Raw genomic sequence first — 13935 nt, forward strand, 5'->3', positions numbered from 1 at the left:
AATGCCCTTCCAAAATCCTGCATTCCTTCTGTTGGGCAAGAGCGTGGAAGACATCACCAAGCTGCTTTCTCAAACCTTCAAAAAGCTTTTTCTTGCGGTACTTTGGAATCCAAACCACATGGTACTTGCAAACCCATTTGGAGTGACTTAAACTCAAGGCTCCATCCATTTGGGGCCTCCTGTTGATGAACTTTGAGCGGTTCAACAACGGAGGTCTCTTCTATTTCTGGAAAAGTCAAACTTTGGGAGTCCCCAGGCAGAGCCTGGGGTTTACCGATTTTTTATTATTGCCACAGGCAAGGCAGACGCCGTGGCCTTGGGCCGGGCTATGCTCTGGAACCCCCGCTGGCCCTGGCATGCAGCGGCAGCCCTGGGGGGCAAGGTAGCCATGCCCCCGCGTTATTGGCGCGGCGTACCCCATGGCGTTGCCAAGGTGTATGAATAGAGAGGATTACCCACAACCAACAAATACCAAAAGCCCTTATGCAGTTTTTGCTGCATAAGGGCTTTTTTACCGGAACAAGTCAATTTCCTATGAGAAGATATTGTTATCCTTCAAGGAATAGAACTGGTGCTCATCCGGGTCGTAATACTCTATTTCGCCGCTTTCAATATCATACATCCACCCGTGAATGTGCAGGGTGCCATTGTCCACCCGTTCCTTCACATAAGGATAGGTCATAAGATTTTCAATTTGCGAAAGAATGGACAGTTTTTCCGTAAGGGCCAGCAACTTTTCCATTTCCGCTTCTTTCCCCAAAGAAAGCACCGCCAGTTCCTTGGCTTTGCGACCCAGGGTGAGCCACTTTTTACTGTGAATAAACAGCTCGTTGTTCAAGTCCTTATACAGCGCGGCAATGGCACCACAATGGGTGTGCCCGCAAATAATAACATCAGAAACGTTCAGTTCAAGCACAGCATATTCAATGCCGGAAGCCGTGGCATGGTAGTCTGCATCCGGCTTGTATGGAGCCACGAAATTGCCCACGTTGCGCAGCACAAAAAGCTGGCCGGGGGGGGCGTTGGTTATAAGGGTAGGAATAACGCGGGAATCCGCACAGCCAATGAACAGCGCCTTAGGATGCTGCCCATGCGTTACAAGGTCTAGCAACTGCTCTTCATGCTTTTTGAAATAACTCTTCTGGAACAGTTCGTTCCCTTCCAACAATGCTTTCACGCTTTTCATATGTTCTCCACAAAAGTGAGTCCACATTCTGCCCAGAATAGCATTATTTAGCAATGAAAAAGAATTTGTTCACATAAACCATTGCAGCGCAATACAAAATCACCTTTAAAATGGAACGTGGGCTACCAACTGTGCACAAACGCCACCGCACGCTGGTAATCGGCATAGGTGTCAATATCCTGGGCACGCACACACACTCCTGGCAGGGGCAAGTGGGCTTGTAACATGGTGTACACATGCCCGGTTGTTTCGTGTATGCGCTCTTTTTTTATGCAGGCTGGCCCAGTCCATTCAAGGGTACCCTGCCCTGTGCCAAATGACTGCACACTGCCATCTGCCCCGGTATGAACAAACACCGGGTCTTCGGAGGCAGGCACACTGTAGGCAAGGTATTCACCCGGCATGGCAAGCAATGTTCGGGCGTCCTCCGGGTGAACAAGAAGGTCGCCGTCCCACTGCACAACATAAGCATGGGCATGGCGCGCCCCAAGAAACAGGCTGGCCCCGGTTTTTGTGGCAAAGTAATTGTGGTTGTAAACAAAAATTGCGTCCTTGCGGTACCGCAGCACTTCTTTCACCACATCTGCCGCCTGGTAGCCCACCACAATGCGCAAGTCTTCCACCTGGGTAAACAGATCAAGCTGCCAGGCAATAAGGGACCGCCCGCCAATGGAAAGCAGGGCTTTGGTCTGGCCCAGACCAAGGCGGGAACCAATGCCCGCGCAGGTTAACACAACTGAGTGAGTTGGCGGCATAAGGCTTCCTCTGAAAAGACAAGATAGTCTGCCACGGCAAGCACACTGGGGGAGGGCCAGTGGGTTAAGCCGGAGGCAATGGAAACATGGGCAAGGCGCATGGCTTCAGCATCGTTGTTGCCGTCGCCAATAAACACCACCTGTTCACCCTGGGCCTGAAAGGCTTGCACCACCTCTTCTTTGCGCACAATGTGGGTAAGCTGCCCAACCACCCCATGCTCCAGGGCAGCTTGGGAATAAAAGCAGGGGCAGCCCAAACGGTGTACCAACGCTTCCACCCAGCAAAACAGATTGCCCGTGGCAATAACGCAGTGTTCCCGGTGGCTTTGAATAAATTGGGTTACAAGAGGGTATGTGGGCACGGTTGCCAGCAAGGCGCTGACTTCCGCCACCGGGAGTTTGCCAAGAATATGCACGCGCCGGATGAAACTTTCCATAAAGGGAATATTCCCGCGTATGGTTTCCTGGGTGAGGGCTTCAATTTCAGCTTCCACCCCAAAATGCCGGGCTATAAGGGGCAGGGTTTCCACAGCAGTAATGGTGCCGTCTAAATCAAAAATAAATTTGGGCATGCGGCCTGTTCCTTGGCAATGGCTGGGCGTTGGCATGTGTATTTGCGGTGCACATAGCTCCGGCAACATGCACCGCGCACAGCATAGTCTTTTTTACCCCATTGCACCATAGGTACCCACCTGCATAACAAACAGATGACTGCACGGGCAACCCCATACAGTCATCTGGTATTTGCGCTAGCCGTGGCAGCACACAGTTCTTACTCCCTTGGGGGAGAAGGCTCGTTACAGCAAGTGTACTCTATTTGCCGTACCCAAGGGTATACGGCAGCCATGTGCTTATGGCCGGGAAGAAGGTAAACAGGAGAATACACAACGTAAGGGTGAGCAGGTACGGTAAAATGGAAACAGACACCCGCTCCACCGAAAGGTTGGCAATGCGCGAAGACACAAACAGGTTAACCCCCAATGGCGGTGTGAGCAAGGCCACTTCGTTGGTTACCACAAGGATAATACCAAAGTGAATGGGGTCAATGCCCAGCTTCAAAATCATGGGCAGCAGCACTGGTGCCAAAATAATGAGGGTGGAAAGGGTTTCCATGAACATGCCAAGAACATACAAAACGGCAATAATCATGAGCAGAACAATCTGCGGGTTGTCTGAAATGCCCAGCACAAGGTGGGCAAGGCGCTGGGGAGCTTCTTCAAAGGTCAGAATTTTCCCGAACAGGGTGGAAGCACCCACAATAAGCAGCACGCCGCCACATACCATAGCCCCTTCAATAAGGGCTTTGTAAATATGCTCCCAGCGCAGGCTGCGGTTAATAAGCCCGCCCACCAGCAGCGCCCAGCCAATGGCCACCACGGAAGCTTCCACAGGGGTGGCATAGCCGGAATAAATGGAACCAAGAATAATGATGGGGGTCATAAGGGCAAAAAAGCAACGGCGAATGGCCTGCAAAAAGGCCTTCATGGTGAATGGAGGTTGCGAATCGTCCCCTTTAAACCCTTTTCTGCGGGCAACAATGTAGGCGGTAAGCACCATGCCAAAAGCCACAATAAAGCCGGGAATAAAACCAGCGGTGAACATGGCTGTTACCGAAAAGTTCCCCAAAATGGCGTAAATAATCATGGGGTTACTGGGGGGAATGAGAATGCCTATGGTGCCACCGGAAGAAGCTGCGGCCGCGGCATAGTCACGCGAATACCCGTTGCGCAGCATGGCAGGAATAAGAATGGTGCCCACAGCGGCCACTGTGCCTGGGCCGGAACCGGAAATGGCGGCAAAAAACGTACAGGCCAGAATGGTGGTAATGCCAAGGCCGCCATAGGTACGGCCCACAAGCATTTTTACCACGTCAATAATCTGGTTGGTAATGTTGCCATATTCCATAAGGGTTCCTGCCACAACAAAGCAGGGAATGGCCAACAGGGGGAAAATATTCAGCCCGTCAAAGAGCGAGTTGTGAATAATGGACAGGGGTAAAATATCGCCCAGCATCAGGGTTAAGGCGCTGGCAATACAAAGCGACATAAAAATGGGCATGCCCAGCAAAAACATGACCACCATGGAAATTAAGGCAATGGTAAGTGGGCTCATGCAATTTCCTCCTCATAGCGGACCATGCTAGACAGCGTTCCCTTGCGCCAATGAGTGTAGTATTGCTCTATAATGCGCCAGGACATAAGCACGAAAGAAACAGGAATAATCATTTCAACCCACGCCTTCACCACCCCAAGGGTAGGAGACATTTCAGGGTAATACAGCCCTTCTTTGATGACTTCCCAGCTTTGCAAGGCAATAAAAATATTAAAGCATATCCATATGATATCTGCTACGAAGCGAAAAAATAGCCGCACTTGTACAGACATGGGGGTGAACTGGGCCGTAATACGCACCTGCCCGCCACGCTTAACAGCAAGGGCTGCCCCCACATACACAGCCCACAAAAAGCTGTAGCGGGAAAGTTCTTCCGTCCAGGCCAGGCTGGAACCAATGGTTATGCGCAAAATTACCTGTATCATAAGGCAAAGAATCATCACGCCCACAAACAGGGAGCATAAATATTCTTCAAAATTATTGTAGAGGATCTTCAGAAAGGCCATAATGCTCCTCCGGTGGCCATGGAACGGTGCGTACGCCGCCCTCGGCTTGAGTTGCGTTGCCCTGAAATAACAGGAAATAGACCCATTGCACACAAGCAGGGCCAAACCGGCAGGTGCATGCTGGGGCAGTCCAGAACACGGTTCCCGCTGCACTTCCTGCACCTGGCAAAAGCCTGGCGCAGGAAATACGGCACAGGAACGAAAGCAGCAGGCGTGCGCGCGCCATTGTTTGGCAGTATGCAGGCCAAAGGCATTGGCTACTGGCAGTACCCGGCGGGGGAACCCACCCAATACCAGCCAGTTACGGGCGCACGTAGGTCTTTACTTGGACATAATTACAACAGCTTCATCCACCAGGGCTTTGCCACCAACGGAATCATAGTACTTGGGCCAAATGGCACGGGCTGCTTTCATCCAGTTTTCTTCATCTTTCAGGGGCACAACAACCATTTTGTGGTCTGCGCAATCTTTCAGGGCAACGGTATCTTGCTCGGCAGCCCACTGCCATTCATACAACATGGCTTCATGGGCAGCCTTTTCCACCAGGGCCTTGGTTTCCGGGTCAAGCTTACGCAGCCATGCATCAGAAGCAAGCAGGGGGCCAACCCACAGCATGTAGTTCACAGGAGTAATGTACTTTTGTACTTCCCAGAACTTTTGGTCGCGGTTCACGGAGTGGGGGTTTTCCTGCCCGTCTACCACGCCCTGCTGCAAGCCGTTAAATGTTTCAGACCAAGCCAGGGGGTGCGGTTCCACGCCCCAGGAACGGAAAGCATCAAGCTGCATGGCAACGGCAGGCACACGAATTTTCAGGCCTTTCAGGTCTGCCATGGTTTCAATGGGCTTTTTGGAGTTGGTAATGTTGCGGTAGCCACCAATGAACCAGGCAAGAGGCCGGGTGCGGCTTTGCTTGGCAATTTCGTCACCCACTTTGTCAACAAAGGGCTTGTTCTGAAACAACGTTTGAGCATCTTCAAGCTTGGGGAACAAGTAGGGCAAAATAAAAATACCAGCGCTGGAGGCAAAGGGAGTTAAGTTTCCATCTGCCAATACAGCCACGTGAATTTCTGAGTTACGAAGCTGCTTTACGTTGGCCTGCTCGTCGCCCATGGAGCCACCGTAAAACGTTTGCACTGTGATTTTTCCGTTGGAATCCTTCTCAATAATCTCTTTAAATTTGTTCAACCCAACAACGTGCAAGCTTCCTTCTGGGTTAGCTGTGGCAGCACGAATAACCATGGGTTTATACTCTATGGCCTGGGCAAAAGAAGGAAACGCCAGGAGAAGACCAAGACACAAACTTGCAACACGCTTCATAAAAACCTCCGTTGTAAAGTAACTTGTACCAGTTCCAGTTAAAAAATACGTTTTCACCTGGAGAGCCACTCACGGCGGCAAAGCCGCCTTGCTCCTTCAAAACCTTCGGTTTTGGTTGTCTGTACGCGCAGACTCCTCATTCGAATTCTGGTTTTTTCAATGGAGAATTCGAACAACGTCAATCAGTTCCAATAAACACGGGCAGTTATTGCAGTAGCCCTATACTTTGCCGGGGGTTGCTACTTAGCAGCAGGAAGCACCGGGGAAAGCCTACATGGGGCAACGCGCAAGGCGCATTCTATAAAAACAAACACGCGCGTTCTGAAAAACAACATGTACGCCATGTGCGTGCCATGCAGAACAGGCGAGCCTGCAAACATTGAGAAAGGAAAGAGAAGAGAAGAGAAGAAACCAAGAAGAAGCAAGGAAAGGGAAGCAGAGAGGAACGTGGGGAGGGCGTGGGAGACTGCGGTGCTTACACAAACAATGCACCAGCATAAAATTACACTGCCCTGCAACGTAAACACAAGTTCAGACCGTTGCAAGACATACCCCCCTGGGGGGGCTCGAAATATGTTGCGGCTATGAGAAAAAACCATGCAGTACCTACCTTGCCAAGGAAACAGGGAAGGGAAACAGGTAACTGGCATAGACATGCAAATTTCAAGCCACAAATCATCAGACGAAAAATACTAGCGCCACAGGCAATTACAGAATGCGCTTGGCTATTTCCCTCAGGGCATGTGCCTATATATGGGCAAACGTCCTATATATGGGCACCTACTCTTCGGGTCTCTTTTTACACTTGGCAGGGGCACGCAAAAATGGGAGAGAAAAAATACTTTTTAAGAAAAACTAGACGCTATCCACGAAATTTTGCTAGTAAAATCAGGGCAATGTGCCATAATTCATGGGTGAGCAGCATTACTATGGGCTGTTCCCACTGAATATACCACGGCTTAACCACCGCACATGTAAGGGCTCAGGCACACCCGGCTCCCATCCCGCAGCATGGTTTGCCAAGTGGCCAATGCACTATCCACAAAAACAAGCATCACCTCTTTTTGGGATATTCCCAATTGCTCCAGCAAGCCCCCCACTGTCAGGCCAGCTTCCACCTGCATGACAGATTCAGGAATTTTGTGAGCCAATGGGCCAATACCTTGCACAGAAATAGATTCCATTTTCATAGCAGCAACCGTGCGGACCCCGGTTTCAGAAAACCATATACATTTTTTGAAAAAACGCTCAGTTTTTCGTTTGGTCAAAAGCTTTGCCAAACGAAAAACCGAGCGTTTCCCCAATGCCATTGAATGAGAGCCTTTTCACTTTGAACGTAGTTATTCCCAAAGTAATTCTGCTCTAGTTGCCCCACAGGGCGCAATAAGTAAACTGCGCATTTCCAAAATGCGATTTAATCAGTACTTCCCTAAGCAAGCCAGCCAAGGCCAATGGCTTTCAGCTTGCCCTTGCGGGGCACGCCTTCTTCATCCCAACCCATCATTTCATAGTACAGGTCAAGGGATTCGCGGAATGCTATTTCATCAATGAAGTTACCCTTGGCAGGGCCTTCGGGCAGTGCTTGATGCAGGCGCTTGAACAGGCGGTCGTCTTTGCGGCCCATGCCTTCACGCACGTTAAACATACGGGCAAGCACGATGGAACGTTCAGCACCAAGAAGCAGTTCATACAGGCTGGTTTCCCAACCGGTAATAGCCTGCACTGTTTGACACAGCTTTTCATAAGTCATGGCAAAAATGGGGCGTACAACAAAGTTGCAAATACCCAAGGTGTTGTTCATGGCCCAGGTTTTTTCCCCTTCCACAAAGTAACGCACTTTTTCATCGCCACAATCAAGGGGTTTTGGTGATTCCAAAATACCCAGGGGCTTGATGAGGTTTACAGCGGCACCCTGGAAGGCTACTTCATGGGGGGCTTCAATGTGGTCTGCACCTGTGGGGGAAAGGGCAAAGCCCATGCCCACGCCAGACTTGCCGCGTGGGTCGTGGAAGGCTGCTTCCTGGCCCTTCACTGTGCTATCAAACTCTTCTGCACCTTTGCCAATGGTTTTAGCTGCGCGGTGTACGCCTTCGGCAAGAATAGCGCCAAGGCCTTCGCGCTTGGCAATTTTCTCCACCATGGCAACCATGCCCGCAGCGTCACCAAACCCGGCAAGCTCTTTCTTGTCGATAATGCCTTTTTCTGCCAGTTCCATAGCAAACGCAATGGCAGCACCAGCACTGATGGTGTCAAGACCCAGGGCGTTGCTGCGCTCATGGGCTTTGCACACAGCGTCAAGGTCCGCCACGCCACACAGGGAACCGAAGGCAGCAATGGTTTCATATTCCGGCCCACCATAGCGTTTTTCAGTATTCTTCACTACGCGCTTGCAAGCAACCGTACACTTGTAGCAAGTGTGGCGGCCTTCAAGAATTTTTTCGTAGCCAGGCAGGCCAAGGGCTTCCGCCCCTTCAAACACGCCTTCCTGCCAGTTGCGGGTGGGCAGAATGCCACTGTTTTGCTGTGCCATAACGTGCATGGGCGTACCGTTCTTCCCAAGGTTCACGTTGGGCATATGGGTGCTCAGTTCCTTGCGGTGCCAAGTGCCTATTTCTTTCAGGGCTTCCGGGTCTGCATAAGTAATGCTTTTTTCGTCGCCGCGGCACACCAGGGCTTTCAGGTTTTTGGAACCCATAACAGCGCCCATACCACAACGACCGTTGGCATGCACCAGTTCGTTCATAATGCAGGCATAACGTACCAGGCGTTCCCCTGCTGGTCCAATGCTGGCAACGCGAATGCCTTTTTCATCCAGTTCCTGCTTCAGCGCATCATGCAAGGGGCCGTTTTCCATGCCCCACAAGTGCCCGGCATCACGCAGGGCAACTTCGCCTTTATTAATGTACAGGTACACAGGCTTTGCAGACTTGCCCTTGAAGACAACGGCATCAAAGCCGGCATGCTTCAGTTCAGGTCCAAGGTAACCACCTGCTTCTGCTTCACCAAAGCCACCTGTCAGGGGGTTCAGGGCTGCAACGGTGTAGCGGGAAAAGCCGGCAAGGGGTGCCCCGCACAAAACAGAGGTGGCAAACACAAGTACGTTTTCTTTACCCAGCGGATCAGCTTTTTTGGGAATAAACTTGTGCATGTACCAGGAAGCAAGTGCCCCGCCGCCCCAATAAGTGCGGTACCAGGTATCGTCATGTTCATCGACACTCCAGGTGCCGGAGCTCAAATCGACTACAAGAATTTTACCGTTATATCCAAATGCCATAACCAGCTCCTTTCTCAAAATTTGCTGCATGGGGAACCCTGGGCAACCCAGGGAAGGCCACTGGCCACACCCCTTTGCCATAAATGCATCCGCCCATGTGCCCGCATGTGAATGTACAACCTGAGGCCATTGCACAATTGAAATTGTTGCATTTTACTTGGTGAGGCGCTGCCTCCCCAAACCCCTCCGCCAAGGGCATGATGCCCTTGGAAAACGCAAATGGGGGGCAAGGGGACAATTGTGCAGGAAGCACAATTGGGAACCACCCGCAGGGCGGGAGCTGAAGGCCGAGGCCCAGGACGGGCCGAGTCAATCATTCCCCTGGCAGGGACTGGGGGACAGCGCCCCCCAATAAAAGTCAATAAATTCAATGTGCAATACTCTCAACCTACATCACCCGGTAACTTCCGGGCAATGCATCTTCCAACCAACACACGCAAAGGCAGGCAGAAGCAACACGCCAGCCGCTTCTGCCTGCCACACATTGGCCGTTACTTGCCAATAACTTTGTAAATGGCGTTGCAGTCTTCCTTGCCAAAACCAGCAGCAGAAGCCTTCTTGTAATTTTCAAGGGTCGCTTCCATGGCAGGCAGGTTCAAGCCCCATGCGCGGGCCATTTCCATGCCAAGGCGTACGTCTTTCAGGGCCAGGTCAAGGCCGAAACGAGGGGCAAAATCTTCATTGGCAATCCAGGAGCCGCGAACGTCCATCTGGAAGCTGCGGGCACCGGTATCAGTAAGCAGCTCAAGCAGCAACTTATTGTCCAGGCCAGCTTTTTCACCAACGCGAATACCTTCAGCAAGCACGGCCAGGTTGGTCATGCCCACCATGTTGGAAATAAGCTTTACAGCGCAAGAAGCGGCAACAGAACCTACATTGTAGGGCTGGCCGATAATTTTGAACATATCGCCAAGCTTGGCAATAGCGGCTGCGTCGCCCCCAATGAACATGGGCTCTTCGGCCTTTTCAGCGTGGGCAGGTGTTTTGCCAAGGGTGCACTGAATGTAGGCTACGCCTTTTTTGGCACCAGCTTGTGCCAAAGAATCAGCAGTTTGCGGGTCAATGGTGGAAAGTTCAATGTGAACACTGCCAGACTTCATTTTGGCATAAAGGCCGTTGTCGCCCATCATAGTGCCAGTTACGTGCTGGGGCAGGGGCAGGCTTGTGAAGATTACGTCACAGCCGGCAAGTGCGTCTACGCTGGCAGCCGCAGTGCCTGTGGTGCCAACGGCAAGGGTACGCTCTACAGCTTCCTTGCTCAAATCAAATACCTGAACGGATTTACCTGCACGAATAAGGTTACGGGCCAGGGGGCCACCCATAAGACCTACACCAATGAATCCTATCTGCATCACGAACTCCGAATTTTTGAAGGTTGTTGACGCCTATTCCATCGAAAACCAGAAAACACCAGCAGTTATTATTGCCATGGCTGGCAATCTGGGTACTTTTATCGTGGGCAAAATAATCGCAACCAGAAGTACCAAAACCAGTACAAAACAAGACATATATGCGGTTCTACTAGGTTTATTAAAAGCAAAAATCATACCATAGAATGGTCAGTAACAATATGCTACAACCATAATGGATTCAAAACACTGTATACGCGATGCGAAAAATATCTGCTGCCCAAAAAAGCCCATATAAGGGTAGAATGTCCATATATGGGCAAAAGGCTTTCAAAGTCACTTCAGAACCAATGGCATAATTGTGCTTTTTTACACAAATAGAGCGTTTACTGGGCAAGACTACAGAAACTTGCTCGGGCAATACGCAAAAAAAAGTGCCTCCCGCAAACACACATAGCCAATAATAACAGTAAACTATAAACACAACCCGGAAATTTTTCCCCATTTGCAGGCGGGTGCCCACATTGGGCTTCATCTTCTGCCCTTGCTGGTATATTGCTGTGCAACACGCATCCAAGGTGGAACAAACACCCACACGCTATATATATCAATATAGACATAGCGCAGCATGATAAAAAACCCTGGAAAGGCAGGCTACCCAGGGTTCAGGAACTATTGTTGGGTGAAAAAGGAAGAGTTGGCATTTTTCAGCAAGGCAATGCGCACAGGGCCATTGTGGGCTGCGAGCCACCCATCCACAGTGCTTTGCAGGTCGCCTTTTTCCAGGTGGCACTGGGCCAGTGCTTCCTTGGAAAGGTCGCTATGAATTTTCACTTCAAAATTAGTGGTGGCCCTGGCAAAAAGGTAGGCCTTGTGAGCACCCATTTTAAACGGGCTTGCCTCAAATGCCTTTTTAAGGGAATAGGCGCAGGGGTATTGCTTCACATACTCTTCATACACCTCGTCGCCAATACCTTGGGCGCACTGCGCCACAAGAATAATTTTCCCGCCGGGCTTAGCACATTGAGTGGCGGAATTCAGGCCTTTTTGGGCCTGGTACAGGCAAATGTCTTTAGGTGCGCCGCCGCAAGAAGCCACAACAATATCATAGGGCTCAGAAAATTCCAGACCATACAGGAACCCGGTTTGCTGGGCAGCAGCCCGCATAACCAGGGCAGGCACACCAGCCATAAGAGCCACTGGCTTTTTGTGCGGGTCAAGCACCACGTTTATGGCAATATCCACCCCAATCAATTCGCCGCTTTCATTCATATCCAGGCGAACAGGGTTGTTTTCAATATTGCCGGCACAGGCAGCTTCTTCACGCATCATACGGTGGTTGGCTTCAATCATGGGTTCAGAGGCACAACCAATAACAACGCCTTTAGCGCCGCCGGTAAAGCCCACAAACTGGTGGGCATCAACCATGCCCATTACTATTTTCAGTTCGGCGTCACCATACACCTTGTTCACTTCCACCGGGGTGCCCCGGCTGGTAGTCCCAAAGGAGCGCATGGGAGAATGCTTGGCGTCGTGGCTTACCACACGGCAACCATGTAAATTTTCTGGAAGAATACGGGCAAGTTGCGCTTCATCAGCAGGGGGGTGCAGCCCGCCGCCCACAACAAGGGCAACATCTTCACCACGCAGGGTCGGGAATGCCTGGAACAGACGTTTAAGCAAGGGGGGGAGCAACAATCTGGTGGGGAAAGGACGTGTTTCATCCGGCAGGGCAATGGCCACAGACTTGGGGGCACTGCGCCCTTCAAGGGACATGCACCCAATGGGGGAGTCCAGCCCAGCCTGCAATTCGGCTACCGGGTCTGCCAAGCACGGGGCCCTTTTGGGCTCGAACACATCTACTGTAACGCCTTCAGGCAGTTCCAAAGTAAGCTCTTGTGTGCCATACCGAAGGGTATGTTCCATGCTAGCCTCCCATTACGAAAATGCTGATGTATTCCGTTTTGCGGCGTGCCCTTTTTCGCTCGGGCTTCATTGGGGTGAACAGTCAGCAAAGCTAGCTGCTCCCTCCGCCCTTGCTCCACGGCTCGCTACGCTCGCGACTGCCGTCGGCTTTAAGGAAACAGTCGAGGACGGAAGAGTCCATTCCTGTTTCAAAAAAAGCTCATGCCTTGCCAAACGAAATAACTGAGCATTTCCTAAATACCATTTAATCAGTGCTTCCATTACCAATAAAACAACAGAAGAGCAATGAAGCTCAATAAAAAAAACGGCACAGCACCCTTTGCAAGGCGCTGTGCCGTAAGCGTTATGCTTATGCGCTTTCGTACAGGCGGGTCATAATGAACTCGCGGTGACCAAGCGCTTCTGCAGCAGTCAAACGACCGTTACAGGTGCGGATGAGCATTTCAAGCAGGGCGTTGCCAGCTTGATCGTAGTTCATTTCCTTGCGAACAATGCCGGAAACGTCTACGTCGAAGTGCTCAGACATGGTGCGCAGTGTGCGGGGGTTAGCACACAGCTTGATAACAGGCAGAATGGGGTTACCAATGATGTTGCCCTGCCCGGTGGGGAAGAAGTGGGCAACATAGCCGGAAGCGGCGCACAGGGTTACCATTTCAGCAGCAGCAGAAGAAGAATCCATGAACCACAAGCCGGGGCCAGTGGGCACTTCAGCTTTATCCAGGCAGCCAATAACAGGAGCTTTGCGGCCAATTTTCTGAATGTTGCCCAAAGCTTTTTCTTCGATGGTGGTCAGGCCGCCTTCGATGTTGCCTTTGGTGGGCTGGGAATCAGAAAGGTCGCTGGTTTTGTGGTCGTCCACCACTTTAGCATAGCGGTCAAAGAAGAACTGGAAGCGCTTGGCCACTTCTGCGTTAGCGCAACGGGAAAGCACAATGTGCTCGCCGCCAGTAATTTCTGTGGTTTCGCCAAACAGGGTGGTTGCACCAGCTTCCCACAGTTTGTCAAAAGCGTTACCCACGGTGGGGTTGGAAGCAATACCGGAAGTTGTGTCAGATTCGCCACACTTGGTGGAAACCCACAGGTCTTTCACGGGGCATTCCACGCGCAGGTATTCAGAGGTCAGGTGCACAAATTCTTTCGCTGTGCGGGAAGCGGCGCAAATGGTGTTCAGGTCGCCATTCTTTTCAATGGCGAAACCGGCCACAGGCTTGCCAGTTTTGGCAATGCCGTCTACCACGCGCTGGGTCCACTGGGGCTCAATACCAATAACCACAACAGCAGCCACGTTAGGGTTGCAGCCCGTGCCAATAAGGGTACGGAAGTGCAAATCAAGGTCATCACCAAACTGCAAACGACCATATGCGTGGGGCAGGGCAAGCGTACCCTTCACGTTGTTGGCAACAGCTTCACAAGCAGAGTTGGAAAGGTCGTCAAGCGGAAGAATAATAACGTGGTTACGAATGCCTACTCGGCCATTTTCACGACGGTACCCAAAAAATGTCTTCTGCAT

At 51.3% G+C, this 13935-nt stretch carries 12 protein-coding genes; all 12 read right to left on the minus strand.

What is annotated here, in order from left to right; all coding sequences use genetic code 11:
- Positions 1–169 (minus strand): transposase (locus G497_RS19840; protein ID WP_211228756.1); only part of this gene is annotated, 169 nt, incomplete at its 3' end.
- A gap of 363 nt (positions 170–532) precedes the next feature.
- Positions 533–1186 carry a carbonic anhydrase gene (locus G497_RS0108855; protein WP_027187880.1) on the minus strand — a complete coding sequence of 218 codons (654 nt, stop codon included), beginning with the start codon at positions 1184–1186 and terminating at the stop codon, positions 533–535.
- 122 nt (positions 1187–1308) lie between these two features.
- On the minus strand, positions 1309–1941 hold the full coding sequence (locus G497_RS0108860; RefSeq protein ID WP_027187881.1) for an NTP transferase domain-containing protein: 633 nt from the start codon (positions 1939–1941) through the stop codon (positions 1309–1311).
- Positions 1914–2513 carry an HAD family hydrolase gene (locus tag G497_RS0108865; RefSeq protein WP_027187882.1) on the minus strand — a complete coding sequence of 200 codons (600 nt, stop codon included), beginning with the start codon at positions 2511–2513 and terminating at the stop codon, positions 1914–1916. The genes G497_RS0108860 and G497_RS0108865 overlap by 28 nt, the downstream gene beginning before the upstream one ends.
- Positions 2514–2754: 241 nt before the next feature.
- A complete protein-coding gene (locus tag G497_RS0108875) occupies positions 2755–4053 on the minus strand; it encodes a TRAP transporter large permease (RefSeq protein WP_027187883.1) in 1299 nt (432 codons plus the stop codon).
- Entirely contained in the window at positions 4050–4559 is a 510-nt protein-coding gene (locus tag G497_RS0108880; protein ID WP_027187884.1) for a TRAP transporter small permease, read from the minus strand. Before G497_RS0108880 ends, G497_RS0108875 begins: the two co-directional genes overlap by 4 nt.
- A 321-nt stretch (positions 4560–4880) precedes the next feature.
- Positions 4881–5876 (minus strand): TRAP transporter substrate-binding protein, encoded by a 996-nt coding sequence (locus G497_RS0108885; protein ID WP_027187885.1) that lies wholly within the window; start codon positions 5874–5876, stop codon positions 4881–4883.
- 959 nt (positions 5877–6835) lie between these two features.
- Positions 6836–7066: a MoaD/ThiS family protein gene (locus tag G497_RS17495; RefSeq protein ID WP_169726991.1), complete on the minus strand. Its 231-nt coding sequence runs from the start codon at positions 7064–7066 to the stop codon at positions 6836–6838.
- Positions 7067–7305: 239 nt separating this feature from the next.
- On the minus strand, positions 7306–9150 hold the full coding sequence (locus tag G497_RS0108900) for an aldehyde ferredoxin oxidoreductase family protein (RefSeq protein ID WP_027187888.1): 1845 nt from the start codon (positions 9148–9150) through the stop codon (positions 7306–7308).
- Between the two features lie 491 nt (positions 9151–9641).
- Positions 9642–10502 (minus strand): NAD(P)-dependent oxidoreductase, encoded by an 861-nt coding sequence (locus tag G497_RS0108905; protein WP_027187889.1) that lies wholly within the window; start codon positions 10500–10502, stop codon positions 9642–9644.
- 669 nt (positions 10503–11171) lie between these two features.
- On the minus strand, positions 11172–12425 hold the full coding sequence (gene larAH5 / locus G497_RS0108915) for a nickel-dependent malate racemase, LarAH5 family (RefSeq protein ID WP_027187891.1): 1254 nt from the start codon (positions 12423–12425) through the stop codon (positions 11172–11174).
- A 349-nt stretch (positions 12426–12774) separates the two neighbouring features.
- Positions 12775–13935, minus strand: a complete 1161-nt coding sequence (locus tag G497_RS0108920) for a UxaA family hydrolase (protein WP_027187892.1) — start codon at positions 13933–13935, stop codon at positions 12775–12777.

The sequence above is a fragment of the Desulfovibrio cuneatus DSM 11391 genome, from assembly GCF_000430005.1.
Lineage (GTDB): Bacteria > Desulfobacterota > Desulfovibrionia > Desulfovibrionales > Desulfovibrionaceae > Frigididesulfovibrio > Frigididesulfovibrio cuneatus.